The organism is Leifsonia psychrotolerans, from assembly GCF_013410665.1.
GTDB classification, from domain to species: Bacteria; Actinomycetota; Actinomycetes; order Actinomycetales; family Microbacteriaceae; genus Cryobacterium; species Cryobacterium psychrotolerans_A.
On sequence record NZ_JACCFM010000001.1, the window covers coordinates 128,478 to 152,130 of the forward strand.

General features: G+C 65.6%; 18 protein-coding genes. 15 read left to right on the forward strand and 3 right to left on the reverse strand.

The annotated features are described in order from the left end of the window. Position 1: 1 nt before the first annotated feature. Complete coding sequence (locus tag HNR05_RS00645) at positions 2–1,006, forward strand: amino acid ABC transporter permease (RefSeq protein ID WP_425485065.1); 1,005 nt, start codon at positions 2–4, stop codon at positions 1,004–1,006. Continuing rightward, positions 1,003–1,803 (forward strand): amino acid ABC transporter ATP-binding protein, encoded by an 801-nt coding sequence (locus tag HNR05_RS00650; RefSeq protein WP_281369774.1) that lies wholly within the window; start codon positions 1,003–1,005, stop codon positions 1,801–1,803. Before HNR05_RS00645 ends, HNR05_RS00650 begins: the two co-directional genes overlap by 4 nt. 145 nt (positions 1,804–1,948) lie before the next feature. Here HNR05_RS00650 and HNR05_RS00655 read toward each other — a convergent pair whose 3' ends face one another. After that, positions 1,949–2,992, reverse strand: a complete 1,044-nt coding sequence (locus HNR05_RS00655; RefSeq protein WP_179577262.1) for an agmatine deiminase family protein — start codon at positions 2,990–2,992, stop codon at positions 1,949–1,951. 92 nt (positions 2,993–3,084) lie between these two features. Between HNR05_RS00655 and HNR05_RS00660 the strand changes: the two genes are divergently transcribed. Further along, positions 3,085–3,714 carry a TetR family transcriptional regulator C-terminal domain-containing protein gene (locus HNR05_RS00660; RefSeq protein WP_343062404.1) on the forward strand — a complete coding sequence of 210 codons (630 nt, stop codon included), beginning with the start codon at positions 3,085–3,087 and terminating at the stop codon, positions 3,712–3,714. Here the strand turns inward: HNR05_RS00660 and hrpA are convergent. Further along, positions 3,711–7,724: an ATP-dependent RNA helicase HrpA gene (gene hrpA, locus HNR05_RS00665; protein ID WP_218868772.1), complete on the reverse strand. Its 4,014-nt coding sequence runs from the start codon at positions 7,722–7,724 to the stop codon at positions 3,711–3,713. The genes HNR05_RS00660 and hrpA overlap by 4 nt on opposite strands. Between hrpA and HNR05_RS00670 the strand changes: the two genes are divergently transcribed. The 3 genes from HNR05_RS00670 (at position 7,692) to HNR05_RS00680 (ending at position 9,675) form a co-directional block, all read left to right on the forward strand. After that, entirely contained in the window at positions 7,692–8,375 is a 684-nt protein-coding gene (locus HNR05_RS00670) for a helix-turn-helix transcriptional regulator (protein ID WP_179577264.1), read from the forward strand. The genes hrpA and HNR05_RS00670 overlap by 33 nt on opposite strands. A gap of 24 nt (positions 8,376–8,399) precedes the next feature. After that, entirely contained in the window at positions 8,400–8,768 is a 369-nt protein-coding gene (locus HNR05_RS00675) for a DUF2249 domain-containing protein (RefSeq protein ID WP_179577265.1), read from the forward strand. Positions 8,769–8,841: 73 nt separating this feature from the next. Further along, positions 8,842–9,675: an aldo/keto reductase gene (locus tag HNR05_RS00680; protein WP_179577266.1), complete on the forward strand. Its 834-nt coding sequence runs from the start codon at positions 8,842–8,844 to the stop codon at positions 9,673–9,675. A gap of 24 nt (positions 9,676–9,699) precedes the next feature. Here HNR05_RS00680 and HNR05_RS00685 read toward each other — a convergent pair whose 3' ends face one another. Next, positions 9,700–10,128: a group III truncated hemoglobin gene (locus HNR05_RS00685; protein ID WP_179577267.1), complete on the reverse strand. Its 429-nt coding sequence runs from the start codon at positions 10,126–10,128 to the stop codon at positions 9,700–9,702. Positions 10,129–10,175: 47 nt separating this feature from the next. On the opposite strand from HNR05_RS00685, the gene HNR05_RS00690 reads away from it, so the two are divergent. From HNR05_RS00690 to HNR05_RS17860, 9 genes are all read left to right on the forward strand, one after another. Further along, the gene (locus tag HNR05_RS00690) at positions 10,176–10,658 is read left to right on the forward strand and encodes a hypothetical protein (RefSeq protein ID WP_179577268.1); all 483 of its coding nucleotides are present in this window, start codon (positions 10,176–10,178) and stop codon (positions 10,656–10,658) included. Between the two features lie 104 nt (positions 10,659–10,762). Continuing rightward, positions 10,763–12,265 carry a sugar ABC transporter ATP-binding protein gene (locus tag HNR05_RS00695; protein WP_179577269.1) on the forward strand — a complete coding sequence of 501 codons (1,503 nt, stop codon included), beginning with the start codon at positions 10,763–10,765 and terminating at the stop codon, positions 12,263–12,265. Then, positions 12,265–13,257, forward strand: coding sequence for an ABC transporter permease (locus HNR05_RS00700; protein ID WP_179577270.1), 993 nt, complete (start codon positions 12,265–12,267; stop codon positions 13,255–13,257). Before HNR05_RS00695 ends, HNR05_RS00700 begins: the two co-directional genes overlap by 1 nt. Further along, positions 13,254–14,837 (forward strand): FGGY family carbohydrate kinase, encoded by a 1,584-nt coding sequence (locus HNR05_RS00705; protein ID WP_179577271.1) that lies wholly within the window; start codon positions 13,254–13,256, stop codon positions 14,835–14,837. The genes HNR05_RS00700 and HNR05_RS00705 overlap by 4 nt, the downstream gene beginning before the upstream one ends. 69 nt (positions 14,838–14,906) lie before the next feature. Further along, the gene (locus tag HNR05_RS00710; RefSeq protein ID WP_179577272.1) at positions 14,907–15,839 is read left to right on the forward strand and encodes a sugar ABC transporter substrate-binding protein; all 933 of its coding nucleotides are present in this window, start codon (positions 14,907–14,909) and stop codon (positions 15,837–15,839) included. A gap of 43 nt (positions 15,840–15,882) precedes the next feature. Continuing rightward, positions 15,883–16,560: a nicotinamide riboside transporter PnuC gene (gene pnuC / locus HNR05_RS00715; protein WP_179577273.1), complete on the forward strand. Its 678-nt coding sequence runs from the start codon at positions 15,883–15,885 to the stop codon at positions 16,558–16,560. 17 nt (positions 16,561–16,577) lie between these two features. Next, positions 16,578–18,497: a thioredoxin domain-containing protein gene (locus tag HNR05_RS00720; protein WP_179577274.1), complete on the forward strand. Its 1,920-nt coding sequence runs from the start codon at positions 16,578–16,580 to the stop codon at positions 18,495–18,497. Positions 18,498–18,680: 183 nt separating this feature from the next. Continuing rightward, positions 18,681–20,948 (forward strand): hypothetical protein, encoded by a 2,268-nt coding sequence (locus HNR05_RS00725; protein WP_179577275.1) that lies wholly within the window; start codon positions 18,681–18,683, stop codon positions 20,946–20,948. 27 nt (positions 20,949–20,975) lie between these two features. Next, entirely contained in the window at positions 20,976–23,576 is a 2,601-nt protein-coding gene (locus HNR05_RS17860; RefSeq protein ID WP_179577276.1) for a cell wall-binding repeat-containing protein, read from the forward strand. The last annotated feature ends 77 nt before the right edge of the window (positions 23,577–23,653 follow it).

The window sequence follows — 23,653 nt, forward strand, 5'->3', positions numbered from 1 at the left end:
GATGAGCGCTCCTGTCATGAATCGCCCGGCGGGGGAAACCCCGCCGGGCGGCTCCGGCTCGCCAGCGGCAATCAAGGCGATTCGGTTGCGCCACCCGTGGCGCAATACGTTCGCCGTGGTGCTGATCCTGATCTTCGTGCTCTTCATCATCGACGCGTCGCAACGTGAGGCCTTTGGCTGGGACTACGTCGGCAAGTATCTCTTCGACCAGCGCATCAGCCAGGCGGCGTTCGTCACCCTGCAACTGACCGTCTACTCGATGGTCATAGCCATCATTCTCGGTGTCACCCTCGCCGTGATGCGCCTCTCGCCCAACCCGGTGTTGAAGGGTGTCGCCTGGTTCTACCTCTGGGTTTTCCGGGGCACACCGGTGTACGTTCAGCTCACCTTCTGGGGCTTGATCGCGATCATCTATAAGACCATCGACATTGGGGTCCCCTTCGCGACGCCGTGGATCTCGATCAACACGGATGCCGCGCTCAGCCCGTTCGCCCTTGCCATCATCGGCCTGGCCTTGAACGAAGCCGCCTACATGGCCGAAATCGTGCGCGCCGGCCTGCTCTCGGTCGACCGCGGCCAGGAGGAAGCATCCACGGCCCTCGGCATGAGCTGGTTCCAGACCATGCGCCGGGTGATCTTGCCCCAGTCGATGCGCATCATCATCCCGCCGACCGGCAACGAGGTCATCTCGATGCTGAAGACGACGTCACTCGTGACGGCCGTGCCCTTCAGCTTCGATCTCTATGCCCGCGCACGCGATATTTCAGTGGAGACGTTCAACCCGATCCCGCTGCTGATCGTGGCTTCGATCTGGTACCTGTTCTTTACCTCGATTCTGATGGTGGGCCAGTACTTCTTGGAGAAGCGGTTCGCGCGCGGCGTCGGTGATCGTCGCCCCGATAAGAAGGACACCTCGGCGCTCACCGGTACGGTTCCCGTGGCCGGCGCCGGGCAGGCGACGGTCATCATTCCACCGAGTGACGACAACGACAAAGGAAAGCGATGACGGACACATTCGCCACTGTTCCCGACCAGCGCACCGACGTTCCCATGGTGCTCGCCGACTGTGTGTCGAAGAGCTTCGGCTCGAACGAGGTGCTGAAGAGCATCTCGCTCGAGGTCAAGCGCGGCGAGGTGATGTGCTTGGTCGGGCCGTCGGGGTCGGGCAAGTCGACCTTCCTGCGCTGTATCAACCACCTTGAGGTGCTCTCGGCCGGTCGACTGAGCGTCGACGGCGACCTGGTCGGCTTTCGTGAGGCAAACGGCAAACTGTACGAGCTGCATCCGAAAGAGGCGGCAAAGCAGCGCCGCGAAATTGGGATGGTGTTTCAGCGCTTCAACCTGTTCCCGCACATGACGGCGCTCGAGAACGTCATGGAAGCACCGATCCGGGTGAAGGGTCTGCCCAAGGCCCAGGTCGAGAAGAGTGCACGTGATTTGCTCTCCCGGGTCGGCCTCGCCGACCGTGCAGACTACTACCCGGCACACCTCTCGGGTGGGCAGCAGCAGCGCGTCGCGATCGCCCGGGCATTGGCGATGGAGCCCAAGCTGATGCTCTTCGACGAGCCCACGAGCGCACTCGACCCCGAGCTCGTCGGTGAGGTTCTCGACGTGATGAAGGGTCTGGCGAAGTCGGGCATGACGATGATCGTCGTCACACACGAGATGGGCTTTGCTCGTGAGGTCGCCGATTCGCTCGTGTTCATGGACGGCGGAGTCGTCGTCGAGGCGGGCGATCCGCGCGAGGTGCTGTCGAACCCGCAGCACCAGCGCACGAAGGCGTTCCTCTCGAAGGTTCTCTAGCCTCCGATTCGCCCGATTCCCCCTCGCGAGATCGGAGTCGTTGTCGTTTTCACGCGCTGATAACGACAACGACTCCGATCTCGCGTTCGGTTATAGAGGGGTTAGAGGGGTTAGAGGGGGGTTAGGGGGTTAGGGGGTTAGGGGGTTAGGGGGTTAGGGGAGGGGTCTTCGCGACGGGTTGCTGCTGCGTGATGCAGTGGATGCCGCCGCCGCGCGCAAGAATGGGGCGCGCGTCGACGGTGACCACCCGGCGACCCGGGTAGGCGGCCGAGAGGATGTCGCGGGCGTGGGCATCCGCGCGTTCCTCGCCGTACCCGCAGGCGATCACGCCGTCGTTGACGACGAGGTGATTGACATAGCTCCAGTCGACGAAGCCGCGCTCGTCGCGGAGGTTCTCGGGCGCGGGCAGAGCGATGATCTGCCACTCGCGTCCCTCGGCATCCACAGTGTCTTCGAGGCAAGCTCGAATCTGACGGCTCACCTGGTAGTCGGGGTGCTCGGGGTTCTGCTGTTCGTGCACGAGGATGGTGCCGGGGGAGGAGATCGTGGCCACCATGTCGACGTGGCCGCGTGTGCCGAGTTCTTCGTAGTCGCGAGTGAGGCCGCGGGGCAGCCAGATGACCCTCGTCGCACCGAGCGTGCGCGTCAGCTCGGCCTCGATGCGGCGTTTGTCCGCAAACGGGTTGCGATGCGGATCGAGCTGCACGGTCTCGGTGACGAGTACGGTGCCGTCGCCATCGACATGGATGGCGCCGCCCTCATTCACGAGGAGGGACGGTACGATCTCGGCGCCCGCGAGGGTGGCGACGAACGCGGCGAGCGACTGGTCCTGTTTCCATTCCGACCAATCGGTGGCGCCCCAGCCATTGAAGATCCAGTCGATGGCACCCAGGCGACCATCGTCGCCGATGACGAACGTTGGGCCGCTGTCCCGCAGCCAGAACTCGCTGTAGGAGGCGTCGACCAGGGTGACCTCGGATGACAGGTGGCGCCGGGCATCGGCTCCGGCACTCGGGTCGACGAGCATCGTGACGGGTTCGAACTCGGCAATCGCGTGCGCGACGGCGGACCACGCATGGCGGGCCTCCTCGGCCGATGCGGCATCCGCGCCCAATGTGTAGCCCTCTCGAGGGAAGGCCATCCAGGTACGCTGGTGTCGGGTCGTCTCGGCTGGCATTGTCCAGGACATGTGGCTCCTCTTCGAGTGCGTCATGCAGCATGACTGGCTTATTGATCAAGTGATCAATACCATAGGGTCAAAGTAGAACGTGAGGGGCGATCGTGTCAAGTGCCAGCCACCAGCCGCGCGCCGCGCGCAAGTCGTCCGACGAGCGCGCCGCCGAGATCAAGTCCGCGGCCTGTGCGATCGCGCTCGAGCACGGGTTGAACGCCCTGACGCTGCGCGCCGTCGCCGCGCAGGTGGGGGTCACCTCCGCGTTGGTCGCCCACTATGAGCCGAACATGGAACAACTGGTCGCCTCGACTGTGACGGCGGTCGTGAACGACGAGCTCACTCGGGTCGCCCACAGCGTCGCTGCGAAGACGTCGCCCACGGCGTCACTGCGCTGCGTGATCGACACCCTGCTCGGGCCCGACACCGACGCGACGACGGCAGTCTGGCTCGATGCCTGGAGCCTCGGTCGGCGCAGCAGCGTGGTGTCGGGCGCGGTTAGAGCACAGATGGACGCGTGGCACGAGTTCGTGCTCGGAGTCGTGCAGGCGGGCCTCGATCGCGGTGAGTTTCAGACGGACCAGCCGGATGACGTGGCCTGGCAGCTGATCGGCATGATTGACGGCCTCAACGCCCAATCGTTGGTGCACTACCGCGACGCCCACTCGCGTTCACGCCTGATCAGTCGAGCGATGGAGCACGGCCTCGGCCTGCCGACGGGCGCACTCTTCGAGGGCTAGCTCGACAGAACCTTCTGAATGCGCTGCAGCGACACCGACTCGGCCGCCTTCAGCTCCTGCGCGAACAGGCTGATCCGCAGTTCCTCAATCATCCAGCGGGCACGCACCAGATTCGGCGCCGCAGTCGCGGGGAGCGGGATCGTGCCGCCCGCAGTAGCGAACTTCGCCGTGGCGGCCTGCACCTCATTCATCCAGACCCTGTCACGGCCGGGGTTCTCAGCCAGTTTGCCGACGCGTGCGGTGATACCGCCCAGGTAGCGGGGCAGGTGTCGCAACTGGGCCAGGCCCGTCGCACTGACGAAACCGGGGTAGACAAGCCCGGTGAGCTGTTCCCTGGCATCGCTGATCGCCGGCAGCAGCGCCATGCTGGTCGCTGCCTTCAACGCCTTGTCGGCGACCCGACTGGCTGTGAGAATCCGGGCGACAAGTCCGACCGTCTCAAACATCGAATCCATGATCACCCCGGACACCCGGTCGCGCACCGTATCGAACTCGGCGCGCATGAAGACGAGGCCGTCGGGCTTCACCCGGTAGAGCACATCATCGACGGCCGCGGCGAGGCAATCGTCGAACAGGGCCTGCGTGCTGCGATAGGGGCTTGTCGCCAGTGACATCTTCTCGGCACCAGTGAGGTGTTGCTGCACATACGCAACCGGTGAGGGCGTCGCCAGCAGCAGCAACCGGCGCACGCCGCCGGGCAGCGTGCGGGCTTGCTCGGCCTCGGTCGACATCAGGCGGATCGCGACCGACGAACCCTCATCGATCAGGGTCGGGTAGGCGCGGATCGTGTTACCGGCCTGTTTGGTGTCGAGAAAACGGGGCAGTTCGGCGAAGTCCCACGTGGTCAGACCCGAGCGCTCGATGGCGTTCGTCGGCGTCGACGCAACGGATGCGGCGGCCACGCTCTCGCGGGCCTGCCCGCCGAGACGACGCTGCAGTTCGACGAGGTTCTTCCCGGAATCGACGGTGCGCCCGCGCTCGTCGACGACGCGGAACGTCATCTGCAGATGCGCGGGGATGCGATACAGGTCGAAGTCGCCAGCGGTCACCGGGACATGGGTGAGGCGCTTGATGAGGGCGGCGAGGGTGTCGACGAAGGCCGCGTCCGGGGCCTGGCCGACGTTCTGCACGGCCGCGGCATCCAATTCGGTGAGCAGTCGGGCGGCCCAATCGGCGGCGGGCACGACGTTGCGCCGGATGGCTTTCGGCAGCGACTTGATCAGCGCCGTGACGAGGTCAGCCCGGAACCCGGCGACCTGACCGTCGAACCCGGCGGGGGACAGCCGGGCGAGAAGCGGCAGGGGCACCTGCACGGTCACGCCGTCGTCGGCTGAGCCCGGTTCAAAGCGGTAGCTGAGCGAAAACTTCTGGTCGCCTTGCTGCCAGATCGGCGGGAACAGGTTCTCGTCAATCTCGGGAGTGTCTTCGGCGACGAGGGTCTGGGCGGTCATGGTCAAGAAGTCGGGGTGGGCGGCTCGTTCGGTGCGCCACCAGCTCTCAAACGTGCGGGTGGAGCAGACGTCGGCAGGAATGCGCGTGTCGTAGAACTCGAAGACCGCCTCATCGTCGAAGAGGATGTCGCGACGCCGCGTGCGCTCCTCGAGCTCGGCGAGCTCAGCCCGGAGCTTCTTGTTCTCACGGTCGAACGCCGACAAGCGGCGGTCGACCCGGTCGAGATCCCATTCGCCTTCGACGAGCGCCTCACGGATGAACAGGTCGCGAGCGTATGCCGGGTCGACGCGGGAGAACTGAATGCGCCGCTTCTGAATGATGGGCACGCCGAACAGCGTGACACGTTCGTAGGCGACCACCGCGCCCTGCTTCTTCTCCCAGTGCGGTTCGGAATAGCTGCGCTTGCAGAGGTCGCCCGCGAGCGGTTCGGCCCAGGCCGGGTCGATCGACGCATTCATTCTGGCGAACAGCCGACTGGTTTCGACCAGTTCCGCGCTCATCACCGCCGCGGGTTGCTTCTTCGCCAGGGCGGAGCCGGGGAACAGCACGAAGCGCTGTTGCCGGGCGCCGACGTAGTCCTTCTTCGCGGTGTCTTTGAGACCGAGGTGCGAGAGCAACCCGGCCAGCAGCGAGCGGTGGATGCCGTCGGGGTTGACACTCGGATCGCCCAGGTGCAGGCCGAGCGGCTTGGCCAGCTGGCGCAGCTGCCGGTAGACATCCTGCCACTCGCGCACCCGCAGATAGTTAAGGTACTCGGTCTTACACAGCCGCCGGAATGCGCTCGAGCCGAGCTCGCGCTGCCTCTCTTCGAGATAGTTCCAGAGGTTCAGCAGGGTGAGGAAGTCGCTGGTGGGGTCGATGAACTTGGCGTGATGCTCGTCGGCCTGCTGACGCCGTTCGAGTGGGCGTTCGCGCGGATCCTGAATGGTCAGGCCGGCCACGATCGCCAGCACCTCCCGGCTGGTGCCCTGCGTCTTTGATTCGACGACCATGCGGCCAAAGCGCGGATCGATCGGCAGCTGGGCGAGCTGATGGCCGACTCGCGTCAGCTTCGGACTGCGTTGGTCGGGCGTGCCCTGAACTGCAGCGCCGTCCAGTGCCGCATTGCCCGTCTTCGGTCCGCGTACTGTGCGGGCTGGCTCGACGGCGCCCAGTTCAGCCAGCAGATCGAGACCGTCTTTGATGCCGCGGGAATCCGGCGGGGTGAGAAACGGGAACGCGGCGATGTCACCCAGGCCGAGTGAAATCATCTGCAGAATCACGGCCGCCAGGTTGGTGCGCAGCACCTCGGGTTCGGTGAACTCGGGGCGGCGCAGGAAGTCTTCCTCGGAGTACAGCCGAATCGCGATGCCGTCGCTGGTGCGGCCGCTTCGGCCGGAGCGCTGGTTCGCCGACGCCTGCGAGATCGCCTCGATCGGCAGCCGCTGCACCTTGGAACGCACGCTGTACCGGCTGATGCGCGCGGTTCCGGCATCGATCACATAGCGGATTCCGGGCACGGTGAGGCTGGTCTCGGCCACGTTCGTGGCCAGCACGATGCGGCGACGCACGCCGGCCACCGTCGACGGCTGAAACACCCGGTGCTGTTCGGCCGAGGAGAGCCGGCCGTAGAGCGGCAGCACCTCGGTCGGGCTGGTACGTGACGAGGAGGCGTACTTGCCTTGCAGCGCGTCGGCGGCGTCCCTGATCTCGTTCTCGCCCGAGAGAAAGACGAGCACGTCGCCGTTCGACTCGCGCTCAAGTTCGTCGAGAGCTGCGCTGATGCCTTCGATGTAGTCGCGGTCGACGGCGGGCGCCGCATCCGCCGTTTCATCGTCGTCGGTGAGCGCCTCGGCGACGAGCGGCCGGTATCGAATCTCGACCGGGTAGGTGCGCCCAGACACCTCGACGATCGGTGCGGGGGTGCCGTCGGCGGAGGCGAAATGCTCGGCGAAGCTCTGAGGATCGATGGTGGCCGAGGTGATGATGAGCTTGAGGTCGGGCCGTTTCGGCAGCAGTTGGCGCAGGTAGCCGAGCAGGAAGTCGATATTGAGGCTGCGCTCGTGCGCCTCGTCGATGATGATCGTGTCGTACTTGCGCAGCAGCTTGTCGCGATGCATCTCGTTCAAGAGGATGCCGTCGGTCATGAGCTTGATCTTGGTGTCTGCGCCGACCCGGTCGGTGAAGCGCACCTGGTAGCCGACAAGCTCGCCCACCTCCTGGCCGAGTTCCTCGGCAATGCGCTCGGCAATGGTGCGCGCGGCCAGTCGGCGGGGCTGGGTGTGCCCGATCGACTGGCGGCCGGCCTCGATGCAGATCTTCGGCAGTTGCGTGGTTTTGCCCGACCCCGTTGCCCCGGCGACGATCACGACCTGATTGTGGCGGATGGCACGCGCGATGTCGTCCTTCCGTTGGCTGACCGGAAGTTCTGGGGGGAAGGTGATCTGCGCGGGAATCATGAGCCTTCCATCGTATTCGGTTCGACGGCTGCCGTGCGTCAGATCGGGCCGGACATGCGTGGGAACGGCGCCTGTTACGCTCGCATCATGCCTGATGACGAGCGAATAGATGCCCGCCATGCTGCCCTCGCTTCGGGGGCTCGTCGGCGTGTGCTGGCAGCGTTGCAGGAATCTGCGCAACCGCTCGACGCGGCGTCGGTGGCCGCGCGAATCGAGCTGCATGTCACGACGACACGCTTCCACTTGAATCGGCTGGAAGACGCTGGTCTCGTGCGTCGCGCTGCCCCTCGGGCCGGAACCCGGGGCCGCCCCCGCGTGCTGTACACCTCTGATCCGTCGGTTCGCAGCGTCGAGGCCCACCGGGATCTGGTCGCTGTGCTCAGCAGTTCTCTGGGAGAGGATGACGATGGCGGGCGTGCACGAGCCATTCGCGCCGGAGAATCCTGGTCGCAGAAATACGAGCAGGAGCTGAATCACGCGACGGGGCCCGGCGTCGATGCCCTGGTCGGTCTTCTCGACCGGCTCGGTTACGACGCGGTGAGCGACTCTCACCTCATCACCCTGCGGGCCTGCCCGTTCCGAGAGGAAGCCCTGCGCAACCCTGACGTCGTCTGCGGAGTGCATCTGGGGCTGCTGCGCGGTGCGGCGGAAGTGCTCGGCCAGGAGAACCACACTGTGAGTTTGCGCCCATTCACCGGACCGGGCCGATGCGAGATTGAGTTGTCCGCCGAGTGGTTCCCGCAGGGTGAGGGCTTTTCCAGGCCAGATTAAAAGGATGATGGTAGTTTCAATGCCATGGACCTGATCTTGCCGGTCGCGCTGGTTCCCGCCAGGGACCCCGTCGCGCGTTTCGGTGAATGCGGGGAGCTCGACTATCAGTCGTATACGGCGCTCGACGTGGGCGGAATCCCTCACGACATCTTGTGCCGTGCAGTGATCCGCACTCTCGACACGCTGGGTCCCGGTGGAGGGTTCATTCTGACGAACGTGAATGACCCCGTTCAGTTTCTCACCGAGCTCGACGAGCGCGCACGGGGACGGTTCACCGAAAGCCACGTCATTTCGGGCCCCACCGACTGGGATATTCAGTTTGTGAGCACGGAGTTGGTGCAGAGCACGGAGTTGGTGCAGAGCACGGAGTTGGCGCAGGGAGAGGTGTACTGATGCACCCCCTGATACACGCCCTGAGCTGACCCGGTCCCGGCAATCCCAGCGGAGGAACCCGTAGGGTGGAGGGATGACACACAGCGTTCCCACCCTCACCCTCAACGACGGCCACACGATTCCGCAGCTCGGATTCGGCGTGTTCAAAGTCGAACCGACCGAAACGACCCGCATCGTCTCCGATGCGCTTGAGGTGGGCTACCGCCACATCGACACCGCTGCCATCTATGGCAATGAAGAGGGCGTCGGCGCGGCGCTGGCCTCGTCGGCGATCGATCGTTCCGACCTGTTTGTGACCACCAAGCTGTGGAACGACCGTCAGGGCACCCAGTCGGCATTTGACGCCTTCGATGAGAGCATCGACAAACTCGGTCTCGACTACGTCGACCTCTACCTGATCCATTGGCCGGCGCCGGCCAACGACAAGTACATCGAGAGCTGGAAGGCGCTCGAGCAGATTCGTGACTCCGGCCGCGCCCGCTCGATCGGTGTCTCCAACTTCTTGGTGCCCCACCTCAGCCGCCTGCTGGCTGAGACGGATGTCGTGCCCGCCGTCAACCAGATCGAGCTGCACCCTGCGCACCAACAGCCCGAGGTCAGCGCGTACGCGCGCCGCCACGGCATCGCCATCGAGGCCTGGGGTCCGCTCGGCCAGGGCAAGTACCCGTTGTTCGACGAGACCGTGGTCGCCGTTGCCGCCGAGGCACACGGCAAGACGCCGGCACAGGTCGTCATCCGCTGGCACCTCCAGACCGACAACATCGTCTTCCCGAAATCGAGCAACCGTGCCCGCATGGCCGAGAACTTCGATGTTTTCGACTTCGAACTGACCCCGGTCGAGGTCCGGGCCCTCTCGGGGCTCGAGCGTGTGGGCCGCGTCAGCGCACACCCCGACGAGGTCAACTAGCAGCGGCAGCGGTGACTCCCGCTGCTACGGCGTGATCGGCGCGCGCGTGATCGTCTCGAACTCACTGCCGGAACGTCCCTGCAACCGACGGTGAATGGATCCCGCGATACGGCTCGCTTGCAGCTTGGCGCGTTCGGCGTGCTCGCCCACAAAGAGCCCGTCGACGGTCGTCACCCAGAGGTCAAGCCACCGCTCGAAATGCTCGGCGCGAAGCGGCACCTTCTCGTTCAGGCTGACGTGCAGCGCGAGGGCGTTCCGGCGGTAGAGTCCGGCGCCAAACAACACCGTCTCCCAAAAGTCGCAGATGATCGGCAGATGATGGTCGAGATCCATCTGGGCAATGTCGGTGAAAATCGGCCCGAGCAGGTCGTCGGCGAAGGCTCGTCGGTAGAATTCGCTGGTCAGCGCGTAGACGTCGTCGCGATTGTGCAGGTCTGCTCGAACGGATTCCATGATTCAACGCTAGCCGCACCCACACGGCGGGTGCTAGCTTGAGCGGCGTGAAATCTGACGCTCGCCCCCCGGGTTCTCGCCCGTTCACGCTCGTCGGATCGGTAGCGGTGGTAGCAGGGGGCCTGCTTGCCGCCATCACCGCGCCGCTCAGCCTCGACCATGGCTCGTGGGCCGCCGCCTATCTGGTGCTCGTTGTGGGCGTCGCGCAGATCGCACTCGGTCGAGCACAGGCGGCGCTTGTGCCGCGGGCTCCGTCGCGTGCGACAGTCGCCGTGCAGGTGGTGGCGTGGAACGGTGGCAGCGCAGCGGTGCTCGCCGGCACGTTCCTTGGCCTTCCCCTCGTTGTCGACACCGGGGGTGTGCTGCTGGTCGTCACGCTTGTTCTCGCCATTCGCGCCCTCGGCCCCCGTGCACACCGATCGCAGCGAACAGCCGTGGTCTGGGCGCGGGCGAGCTACCTGGTCTTTCTTGCGCTCGTGCTCGTGAGCATCCCGATCGGGCTGACACTGGCGCATCTGCGTTCTCGGTGAGCGGAGCCGACGCGGCGTGTTTCTGCTCTGAGTTCTGCCAGTATTGCTCTACTGGTCAAAATCGATGAGTCACTGGGGGCACGATGCACACGCGCCCCCCACTCATGCCTGAACGCGCAGATCCGACGGTATTTGCCCTCCGCGGTCTCCGTAAGGACTTCGGTACCGCACGTGTCGTGAACGACGTGCACCTCGAGTTCCCGGCCGGAACGATCCACGCTCTGCTCGGCGAGAACGGTGCGGGAAAGTCCACACTGATCCGAATGCTCGCCGGCGTGCTTCCCGCCGACGCCGGGCACCTCGAGATCGACGGCGTGGTGCGGCATCCGCGCTCGGTCGCCGAGGCCCAGAGCCTGGGGATCGTCGCGCTCCCGCAGGAGCTCAGCCTCGTCCCCAGTCTGGGAGCAGCAGAGAACATCTTCCTCGGTCTGCGCCGACCCGGCCGGTTCGGCCTCGTCGACCGCAGCCAGATGGACCAGGATGCCGCGTCGATTCTGGCCCGTCTGGGGCAGACGATTCCGCTGCGCACCCCCATCAGCGAACTCTCGGCCGTGCAGCAGACCATGGTCGCGCTCGCCCGCGCGCTGGCCCGCGAAGCGCGGTTGCTGATTCTCGACGAACCGACGGCCGCACTCACCGACACCGAAACCGTGCAACTGTTCGCGGTTCTGCGTGAACTTCGCTCCGCCGGCACGTCGATCGTCTATATCTCGCACCGGCTCGATGAGGTGTTCCAGCTCGCCGACACGGTGTCCGTGATGCGCGGTGGAAGCCTGGTCTGGACCAAGCCCGTTGCGGAGACCCACACACACGACGTCGTTGCGGCGATGATCGGCCGTGCCCAGAATGAAATCTACCCGCGCCGCGCCGGCACAGCCGGGGTGCCGCTGCTGCAGATCACGAACCTGCACGGCCACCGACTGCAGGGCGTGAGCCTCACCGCGTCCCGAGGCAGAGTGCTCGGCATCGCCGGTCTGGCCGGTTCGGGGCGCAGCGAACTCGTGAAGATCATCGCCGGCGCCGAGGCGAAAACGGGCGGACAGATCACCGTCGACGATGCTGCGCATCCGGGTCACTCGGTCAAACGGGCCATGGCCGCCGGCATCGCGTTGGTTCCGGAAGAACGCCGCAGCCAGGGGCTCATCATGGCGGAGTCGATCAGCAGCAACATCGCTCTGGCGAACCTCACCGCCCTCAGCCGGTGGGGCGTCGCCTCCGCGCGCCAGGAGAAGGCCATGGCCACCCGTGGCGTGGCGCGCCTGCGCATCACCGCGGCATCCGTTGCGCAGCCGGTGAACGAGCTGTCGGGAGGCAACCAGCAGAAGGTCGTGCTGGCCCGGTACCTCGAACGGAACCCACGTGTGCTGTTGCTCGACGAGCCGACGCGTGGCATCGACGTGGGCACCAAAGCCGAAATCTATGCGCTCATCCGTGCCCTGGCCGATGACGGAGTCGCGGTCATCGTGGTCTCCTCCGACATTCCTGAACTGCTCGGCCTCGCCGACGAGATCGCTGTGCTGCACGAAGGGCGGCTGACCGCTGTGGTGGCGGCCGCCGACTCCGACGAGTCGTCGATTTTGCACCACTGCTACTGGAGGGCCGAATAATGTCGCGTCTCGAATCTGCACCGCGCACCGCGAACCCGACGGTGCGAGCGCTGGCCCACCGCCTTCCCGGCCGGATGGCGTCGCTCGGCACCCTGATCGGGCTGATCGGGCTGATCGTGCTCTTCGGTCTGCTGAAGCCCGCCATCTTTCTCACTCCTCTGAACTTCAGCAACATCCTCGAGCAGGTAGCCGTGCTCGCACTGGTTGCCGCCGTACAAACCGTCGTCATGGTCGTCGGCGATTTCGACCTGTCGGTGGGGGCTCTCGCCAGCCTGGTCGGAGTGTTGGTGGCCCAGCTGCTCGTTGCCGGGGTCGACCCGGTTCAGGCGATCGCGGTGGGCCTGACCGCCGGCCTGCTGGCCGGAGCGATCAACGGATTCCTGGTGGCGTATGTGGGGCTGTCTGCCTTCATCGCCACCCTGGCGACAATGACCTCGTTCACCGGCCTGGCCCTGCTGCTCAGCAACGGAACGACGGTGTTCGGCCTGCCCGAATCGTTCATCTGGCTCGGCCAGGGGCGCCTCGGCCCGGTTCCCGTGCCGATTGTCATTGCCGTTGTCGTCATGCTTCTGGTCTGGTTCCTGCTCTCACGCACGGTGCTCGGGCGCACCTGGTACGCGATCGGCGGCAATGCGGAGGCCGCGCGCCTCTCGGGAGTCAACACCAGACTGGTCAGATTCTCGGCCTTTCTCATCGCGGGTCTGGGCGCGGCCCTGGCCGGCGTGATCCTCACCGCGCGGCTCGCTTCCGGGCATCCGTCTGCCGCCGATCCGATGATGCTCAGCTCGATCGCGGCTGTCTTTCTCGGCGTCACGCTCAGTCGAACCGGCTCACCCACCATCGGCGGCACCGCTGTGGGGCTCGGCATCGTCGGCGTGCTCAGCAACGGTTTGAACCTGTTGCACGTGAATAGCTACCTGCAGCAGGTGCTCACGGGTGTCATCATTGTGCTCGCCGTGAGCCTGAGTCGGTTGAGCCGGAACCGTCGATGAGCGCAGCAGTTTTCGCCGCGCTTGATTTCGGCACATCGGGGGTGAAGGTCGCCCTGATCGACACCGACGGTGTGACTCTCGCGGGTGCTCAGGCGCCCTACCCGACCGTGTCGGGACGTGCGGGGGAGCGGGAGCAGGATCCCAGCGACTGGTGGGCGGCCGGCGTCGCCGCGCTTCGCGAGTGCCCGGCGGCCGTGCGCGACCGGGTCGTCGCCGTCGCAGCGACCGGGCAAATGCAAGATCTCATTTGTGTGGCGGACTCGGGCGGTGCCGGCGAGGTCAGGCGCAGCCCGGTTCGCGCCGCGCTGCTCTACTCCGACACCCGGGCCGGCGCCCAGCACACTCGGTTGAGCAACGCGTTTCCCGACTGGGCCCGGCGCACCGGCAACCACCAGGATTCGTCAAATGTGGGCGCCAAAATCGCCTGGCTGGCCGACACCGAACCCGCGACTCTTGCGAGTTCGACGAGCCTGCTGTTCAGCGCCGCAGGTTATGTGCTCTGGCGGGCCGGCGCCGAGCCGGCCTGCGACCTGGCGACGGCGTCGGTGACCGGGCTGCTCGATGTCGGCCGGCGCGAGTGGTTCCACGCGATGGTGACAGCCAGCGGTGCGACGCCCGCGCAGCTGCCCCGACTGGTTCAGCATGCGGCCAGCGCCGAGTCCATCGTGGGCACTCTGACGGATGCCGCAGCGCACGAGTGGGGACTGCCCGCCGGTATCCCGCTCGTGTTGGCGCTCGGCGATGCCGCAGCGACGACCGACGGACTCGTGGGGAGCGAACCCGGCGACGCCTACCTCTACCTCGGCAGTACCGGCTGGTTTGCGCAGATCGGCGCGACTGCCGCCGATCCGTCACCGCGCCATTCCATCGTGCTGCCCGGCTGGCAGCGGCGCCTGCAGATCGGCGCCGTGCTCTCGGCCGGCACGGCGTCGGCCTGGGCGCTGGCAACATTTCTTCCCGGTCTGAGCTTTGCCGAGGCCGATGCCCTCGCCGGCGCGCGCCTGGATTCCGCACCGCCGGCCCGCCTGCTGTGCCTGCCGGGGCTGAACGGCGAGCGCACCCCGGTGCGCGACAACCAGGCGCGTGGCGCATTCATCGGTATCACCGACCAGACGGATGCGGTCGATCTTTACCTCGCGGTTCTGACCGGGGTCGCGATGAACCTGCGGCACGCTGCCGACGACATGCGCGCCGACGACATGCGCGCCGACGACATGCGCGCCGACGACACGCGTGCCGACGACCGGCAGCCCCCTCCGCCACGACGGCTCGCCCTGGTGGGCGGAGCAGCGGAGTCGCCGACCTGGCGTCGCATTCTGGCCTCGGTTTTCGATGTGCCGGTCATCACCGGCCCGCACGGGGATCCGGGAACCGTCTCGGCCGCCCGACACGCCGCAGACGCCCTCGGACTGGCTCACAGCATCCGTTCGCTTTTCGACATCGCCGCTGGGGATGAGACCGGGGCGGGGTTCGTGACCGAACCCGGACCCGGCACCCCTCTCTATCGAGAACTCCTTCCGGTGCACCGCGCACTCTACGACGCGCTCGCCGGGAGCTTTCAGTCCCTCGCCCAGATTTGATTCGACCGCACCGCACCGCACCGCACCGCACCGCACCGCACCACATCCCACCTCCTGAAAGGCACCACCATGAAGATCTCCAGACGGCTGAGCCTCGCCGCAGCACTGACGCTGCCCGTTGTGTTCGCGCTCACGGCCTGCTCAAGCACCAGCGCTCCCGCAGCCGACGATGTGACGCGCGTCGTCGTACTCACGCCCTACCTGTCGAGTGCAGCGACGAAGGAGTCGATTGACGAGTTCACCACGCAGGGCGAAAAGCTGGGCTGGGAGATCAGCGTCGTCGACACCGCTGGCGACATGAACAAGCTCAACAGTGCGTTCCAGGACGCCGCGGCGCAGCAACCGGATGCCATCGTGCTCGGCTCCGGTGACCCGACCCAGATCTCGCTCGGTTTGAAGTCGGCCGTGGCCGCCGGCATTCCGGTCTTCGCCATGGATGCCGCGGCCAACGATCTGATCGCCGCCAACGTCACGAGCGACAACACCAGCCTTGGTGACCAGAGCGCGAGCGCGTTGATCGACCTGATGGGTGGCACGGGGGCTGTGGTCATGATGACCCACGAACCGCACCCGGGTGTGAAGGCACGTGCCGCCGGAGCCCGCGAGACGTTTGCGGCCGCCGGAATCACCGTGCTCGAAGAGAAGCATGTCGAGAACCCGGGCGCCGTCGACAGTGCCCGCACCTCGATGCAGGACATCATCTCGTCGCGCGGTGCCGAGGTCACCGGAGTCTGGGGTGGCTGGGACGAACCGGCCCTCGGCGTCACGCAGGCGCTGAACGCCGCCGGCGTCACGAACGTGCCCGTCGTCGGAGTCGACGGCCAGGACTTCGCGTTGGCCGAGATCGATAAGAAGGGCCCGTTCCAGGCCACGATCAAGCAGGACTGGGCCTCGATTGCCGGTCAGGTCGTCGCGCTCATCCAGGATCTGGTCGACAACGGCACCCCGCCGGCGCAGGGGCAGTACGAACTGCCGGGTACGCTCATTACCGGTACCAAATAGACAGAGGACGCCGCCCAACGCGCGGGCGAAGGGAGCGGGAACGATGAATGTCATCAGCTGGCTCTTCGACGCCCAACTGCACATCGGCGATCAGGTGATCCTCTGGCGTGAGGTTGTCGGCAACCTCTTCGGTCTGGCCAGCGCACTCGGCGGTATGCGACGCAAGGTGTGGGCCTGGCCGGTTGGAATTGCCGGCAACGCTCTGCTGTTCACCGTCTTCCTCGGGGCCGTCTTCGGCACGCCCAACCCGATCAATCTCTACGGTCAAGCCGGTCGACAGATCATGTTCATCGTCGTGTCGATCTACGGTTGGATCCAATGGAGACGGGCCCGTGCAGCCGTCGGCCAGGTGGCGGTGACTCCGCGCTGGGCGGGCAACCGGGTGCGAGTTCTGCTCGGGTTGGGACTCGTCGGCGGAACGCTCATCCTGACCCCCATTTTCACCGCTCTCGGCTCGTTCGAGCCAGTGTGGGCCGACGCCTGGATTTTCACTGGATCGCTTCTGGCCACCTACGGCATGGCCAAGGGCTGGACCGAGTTCTGGCTCATCTGGGTCGCCGTCGACATCGTCGGAGTGCCACTTTTGGTCAGTGCGGGCTACTACGCCTCGGCGACGCTGTACCTGTTTTATGGCGCGTTCACGATTGTGGGATTCTTCGTCTGGATGCGGGTGCAGCGGCGGCAGCGCGCCCTCGCATCCGACGTACTCACTCTCCCCTGAGAGAGCAGAATAGGCCTATGCCGAACCGTCTCGCTGCTGCGATCAGCCCCTATCTGCGTTCGCATGCCGACAATCCCGTCGACTGGCATGAGTGGGGTGCCGAGGCCTTCGCCGAAGCTCGGGCACGCGATCTGCCGGTGCTCGTGTCAATCGGCTATTCCACCTGTCACTGGTGCCACGTGATGAACAGAGAATCGTTCAGTGACCCGGCGCTCGCGAGTGTCCTGAACAAGAATTTCGTCAGCATCAAAGTCGATCGGGAAGAGCACCCCGACGTCGACACCAGTTTTCTCGCCGCGGCCGGTGCATTCACCCGAAACCTCGGCTGGCCGCTCACCGTGTTCGTCACGCCCGACGGGCAGGCCTTCTACGCCGGCACCTACTTTCCGCCGCAGCCGGCACAGGGGCTCCCGTCCTTCATGCAGGTGCTTGATGCCGTCACGGATGCCTGGACCCAGCGCCGCGACGACGTCACCGAATCTGCGGCGCGCGTGGCTCAGGCCCTCGCCGACATCGCCGCGCTGCCAGAGGCCTCGAGGTCGGGGACACTGGCCGAGCCGGTCGAGATCGAGCAGGCACTGACACAGCTCGTGGCTCAGGAAGATACGCGCTCTGGCGGTTTCGGTGGCGCGCCGAAGTTTCCGATGGCGCCGACGCTCGGCTTTCTGCTCGATGACCCTCGACCGTCCGCACAGGCGCTGGCGCTGCGCACCCTCAAAAGGATGGGTGCCTCCCCACTGCGCGATCCGGTCGAAGGCGGCTTCTTTCGTTACGCCGTGCAGCGCGACTGGTCGGAACCGCACTACGAGCGCATGCTCTCCGACAATGCCCAGTTGCTCGCCCTGTATACCCGGGCGTGGCAACGCACGAACGAGCGGTGGGCACGCATCGTCGTCGACGGGCTTGTCGATTTTCTCACCACCGTGTTGCGCCTTCCGAGTGGCGGCTTCGCCAGCGCCCAGGATTCCGAAAGCATCGTCAATGGTGTGCGCGTCGAAGGCGGCTATTACGCGCTCGAGCTCGATGACCGCAGGGCCGAGCGCGCACCGGCCCTCGATGAAAAGGTGCTCACCGGATTCAACGGCCTGGCGATCTCGGCGCTGGCACGCGCCGGGTTCGCGGGAGAGAACGACCGCGCGTGTGTGAGTGCACGTCAGGCGGCGGACTACCTCCTGGCCCATCATGTGCGGGCCGACGGTACCCTCGTGCGTGTGAGCGTCGACGCGCGCATCTCGGCGGCGCCGGCCACGCTGGAAGATTATGGGATGTTCGCCCGGGCGCTCCTCGATCTGGCACTGGTCACCGGCGACGTCGGCTACGCCAAAGGCGCCCGCCGACTCATCGACAGCACTCTCTCGCCGGCATCCGACAGCGCCGATGCCGAGGATCGCGAGTCGGCCACAGCCCTGCGGTTCCGCCCACCGGGCGGCGGAGACCCGGTTTTGGAAGGCCAGGGGCTCGCCTTCACCGCCAATCCCTCTGACGGCGCCTACCCCTCAGGGCTGACGGCGATTGCCGACGCCGCCCATCAGCTTTTTCTACTCACGGCCGAGACTCGGTATCGAGACGCGGCTCGTTCGGCGCTGTCGGGCATCGTCTCCCGTGCGCTGGCACAACCCCTCGCCTTCGGAGCTACGCTTCGCCTGATCAACGCGCTCACCGAGCCCGCCGTACAGCTCGTCGTCGTCTCACCCGATGTCCTGTCATCCGACGATTCGGGTTCCGCCGATCCCAGTGGTCTGCGCGCAGCGGCCCGCAGATATCCGGCCAATCTGGTCACCTGCGTCACCGAGAGCCAAGCTCGAGCATTTGCCGAGGCAGGCTTCGCGCTGTTCGATTCGCGCGCAACGCGCAGTGGCCGGGTGACCGCTTACCTCTGCCGAGACTTCGTCTGCCGTCTGCCGGTCACAGATTCAGCACAACTCGAGCGCAATTAGTGAACGCACTGTCTCATTAATCGCTAGTATGGCGTCAGGCTCTCGTATTCCGTCGACCAGGCCTTCCGTGCGAACGATCGTGCAGAAGCCAACGATGGTTCGCGCCGGCCAAGGGGGATCGTTCGAGTTGCGGTGTCTCTGAATCCACCTGCTCTCGACCGACATCAAGGATGGCCCTGAACTATGTCATTGTCTCAACGCTTCGCGAGCGGTCAACGGCCGTCGCGTTTTCGGGTATTTGCTGGGGTGGCGCTGGCTCTGGCGCTGTCGCTCGGTTTCATTGTGGCGCCGGCGCCGGATGCGGCCATGGCCGCGTCGGCCTTGACGATTTCTGGGCACGTTGACACGCAGGTCCGCGGGAGTGCCCCGGCGGCGATTCCGGTGGGTGTCGAGTTCGATGTCAATTTGTATGCCGCCGATGCGTCAATTCGGTGGGATGAGACCCCGGTTCGGACTGTGCGGGTGCGCGGTGGCGAATCGGGTAACTACAGTTTCGCCGGGTTGTCGCGTGGCACTGTTTATCGTGTGGGGGTGGCAGCGGTTGTGACCAACGGCATCCGTTACCATGACGAATTTTGGCCGCGCAAGGGGTCGATGAAGGCCGCCGAGGTGTTGTACCCGCCCGGAGGAAATGCGGCACTGTCGAATCTGAACTTCTCGATGATCGCCCGGAACAGTGCGGCGAATCTGACTGGGCGTGTGACGAACCAGGCGAATGTGCCGTTGGGGATTCCGATCGAGGTGACCCTGTATGACGTGCAAGACACGTCGTTGGGTGATGAGGCCATGGGCGCGATCGAGCGTGTGACGACGGTCAACGGCAGTTATGGCTTCGATGTGCCGCGAGACGCTCGATACAAGTTGTCGTTCCGTGATCTTTCCCGTGCCGAAACGGCCCTCGCGTGGAGTGTGTATCCGGCGCCGACACGAGAGTTCATCCAGGCTGGTGGGGCGAGTGCGGTTGACGTGGGTGCGGTCAAGCTCGCACCGGGCGTGTCAATTTCGGGCACGGTCAACACGCGGACCGCGGGCGGCGTTGCCCCGATCCCGGCCGGCGTTGATTTTTCGGTGGAGCTTTATGAGCGCTACAGCACGATGGGTTGGTACACGGGCCGCATCGTCGCACCGGAGATCGCGAATCTGGGCACGGCTGGCACGTACCGGTTTGTCGGACTTCCGGCGGGGCAGTACACCGTTGGCTTTACGAATGCGAAAACCAGCAGCGGAAACTATGACCCGCAGGTGTGGAACAACGTGAGCTTCATTGGTGATGCGAGTGCCGTCTACGTCAGCGCTGGCGGCCGTGCAACGGGCATCAACGCCTCGATGGTGGTGCGGCCTCTGCCCTCGGTGAGCCCCGCGACCCCGACCATCACCGGCACTCTCATCGATGGCCAGACCCTCACCGCGCAGGCGGGCGTCTGGAAGCCGACAGGTGTGGCGGTGAGCCAGCAGTGGCTGCGCGGGGGCAACCCGATCTCTGGAGCAACCGCGGCGAGCTACACTCTCACGGCGGCAGATGTCGGCAGTCGGATCAGCGTGATCGTCACCGGGAGCATGACGGGATACACCACGGCGTCGCAGACCTCGACCGAGACGGCATCCATCGCCGCGAAGCCGATCCCGTTGCCGATGACTGGGCCGACCCCGACCATCACAGGAATACTCGCCAACGGCAAGGTGCTGACGCTGAAACCAGGCGTCTGGAATCCCAAGACCGCCAAACTGACTCAGCAATGGCTGCGTGACGGAAGCCCGATTACCGGGGCGACGAAGATCAAGTACACGCTGACGGCGGCGGATGTTGGCCGACAGATCAGCGCAGTCGTCACCGGCACCCGGGCCGGCTACGTCACGACGACGATGACATCGGTGCCGACGACTCTGATCGCCGCCAGGCCTTTTACCGCAGCTCCGAGGCCCACGATCACGGGGACTCGTACCGAGGGCAGCGTGCTGACCGCGAAAGTGGGTCTGTGGAAGCCGGCTGGCGCAGCACTGACCCAGCAGTGGCTGCGCAACGGAGTTGCGATTGCCGGTGCAACGGAGCGGACCTACCCCCTCACGACTGACGATATCGGCAGCCAGATCAGCGTGGCCGTGAGCGGATCGCTCGCGGGGTATGCCACGGCGACGACAACCTCGGTTTTGACCCCGAAGATCGCCCCGAAGCCCCTGCCCAACCTCACCGCGGTGACACCGACGATCTCGGGTACACGGGCGAATGGCAAGGTTCTGACGGCGAACGTCGGCGCGTGGAAGCCCACGACCGTCACACTCACTCAGAAGTGGTTGCGCAACGGTGTCGCGATTGCCGGGGCGACGTCGAAGACCTACACGCTGACGGCGGCGGATGTCGGGAGAAAGATCAGCGTTGCCGTCACGGGAAGTCTGGCCGGTTACACAACGGCGACCAAGACTTCGGTGGCGACGGTGAATATCGCCAAGTAGGCGGTCGAAGCAGTGTTGTTTTCCTTCGTGAGCAGTGAACGGCCGTCGCGTTTTCGGGTATTTGCTGGGGTGGCGCTGGCTTTGGCGCTGTCGCTGGGTTTCATTGTGGCGCCGGCGCCGGATGCGGCCATGGCCGCGTCGGCCTTGACGATTTCTGGGCACGTTGACACGCAGGTCCGGGGGAGTGCCCCGGCGGCGATTCCGGTGGGTGTCGAGTTCGATGTCAATTTGTATGCCGCCGATGCGTCAATTCGGTGGGATGAGACCCCGGTTCGGTCTGTGCGGGTGCGCGGTGGTGAATCGGGGAACTACAGTTTCGCCGGGTTGTCGCGTGGCACTGTTTATCGTGTGGGGGTGGCGGCGGTTGTGACCAACGGCATCCGTTACCATGACGAATTTTGGCCGCGCAAGGGGTCGATGAAAGCCGCCGAGGTGTTGTACCCGCCCGGAGGTAATGCGGCACTGTCGAATCTGAACTTCTCGATGATCGCCCGGAACAGCGCGGCGAATCTCACCGGGCGTGTGACGAACCAGGCGAATGTGCCGTTGGGGATTCCGATCGAGGTGACCCTGTATGACGTGCAAGACACGTCGTTGGGTGATGAGGCCATGGGCGCGATCGAGCGTGTGACGACGGTCAACGGCAGTTATGGCTTCGATGTGCCGCGAGACGCTCGATACAAGTTGTCGTTCCGTGATCTTTCCCGTGCTGAAACGGCGCTCGCGTGGAGTGTGTATCCGGCGCCGAGCCGGGAGTTCATCCAGGCTGGTGGGGCGAGTGCGGTGGACGTGGGTGCGGTCAAGCTCGCGCCGGGCGTGTCAATTTCGGGCACGGTCAACACGCGGACCGCGGGCGGCGTTGCCCCGATCCCGGCCGGCGTTGATTTTTCGGTGGAGCTTTATGAGCGCTACAGCACGATGGGTTGGTACACGGGCCGCATCGTCGCCCCGGAGATCGCGAATCTGGGCACGGCTGGCACGTACCGGTTTGTCGGCCTTCCGGCGGGGCAGTACACCGTTGGCTTTACGAAGGCTAAAACCAGCAGCGGAAACTACGACCCGCAGGTGTGGAACAACGTGAGCTTCATTGGTGATGCGAGTGCCGTCTACGTCAGCGCCGGCGGCCGTGCAACGGGCATCAACGCCTCGATGGTGGACAACGCACCCCTTCCTCCGGTGACCGGGGTGACCCCAACCATCACGGGAACTCTCATCGACGGTCAGATTCTGACAGCGAACGTCGGCACCTGGCAGCCTGCGAACGCCACGATAACCCAGCGCTGGCAGCGGGATGGCACCGTAATTTCGGGCGCTACGTCGACGAAATACACTCTGACAGCGGCGGATGTCGGCAGCCAGATCAGCGTGGACGTCACGGGTTCACGCGTCGGATATGGCACGGTGACCAAGGTCTCCGCACCCACCGCAACGATTGCGGCGAAGCTGGGTACGCCGACACCCACGCCGACGCCGACGCCGACTGCGACGCCGACTCCGACTGCGACGCCGACTCCGACTCCGACTGCGACGCCGACTCCGACTCCGACTGCGACGCCGACGCCCACGCCCACGCCGACACCCACGCCGACTGCGACGCCGACGCCGACTGCGACGCCGACGCCGACTGCGACGCCGACGCCGACTGCGACGCCGACGCCGACTGCGACGCCGACTCCGACGCCCACGCCCACGCCGACACCCACGCCGACTCCGACGCCGGCCCCGTGGAGTCCCGTCGTCACGCGCATTTCGGGTGAGGATCGGTATGCGACGGCCGTTGCGATCTCGCGCGCTGGTTTCGCGACGTCGGCTCCGGTCGTTTACATTGTGACGGGCACGAACTACCCGGATGCGCTCGGGGCGGCCCCGGCGGCGACGAAGGAGGGTGGGCCGTTGCTTTTGACGCAGCCGACCGAGCTTCCGGCGTCGGTGCGGGCCGAGATCACGCGTGTGAAGCCGGGAAAGATCGTGGTTGTCGGGGGTACTGCGGCGGTGTCGAACGGTGTTCTGGCCGAGTTGAAGGAGCTTGCGCCGACGGTGAAACGGGTCGCGGGTGTCGACCGGTTTGACACGGCTCGGCAGGTTGTCGCGCAGGCGTTTTCCGGTTCGGTGTCATTGGCCTATGTTGCGACCGGGCTGAACTATCCCGATGCGTTGTCGGCGTCGGCTGCAGCGGGGGCTCGTGGTGTGCCGGTGCTTTTGGTCAACGGTGGTGCCGCCCGTGCTGACGCGGCGACGACAGCGCTGTTGACGAAGCTCAGAGCGACTCGGATCACTGTCGTCGGTGGGAAAGCGGCGGTTGCTGACGGTATCGTGTCGTCGTTGACGGGTGTTGGAACGGTCACTCGCATTTCAGGAACCGATCGGTTTGACACCTCGCAGAAGATCAACAAGGCTGCGTTCACGAGTGTGAAGAGCGCCTACTTCGCGACCGGGTTTCAGTTCCCTGACGCGCTTGCTGGTGCGGCGCTGGCGGGTGCCAAGGGAGCGCCGCTCTACGTGGTGCAGCCGGCGTGCGTGCCGGCCGGGATCCGCGGGGATCTAACGGCCTTTGCTCCGAAGACAATCACATTGATCGGCGGGCGTTCCGCACTCTCCGAGCGGGTCGCAAGGCTCACCCGCTGCTAGCATCACCCAGTATTGCACACCGGGGGTGAGCGGCTTTCCCGACGCTTACTGCCGGTGTCGGTGGGGCGTGGCTGTGT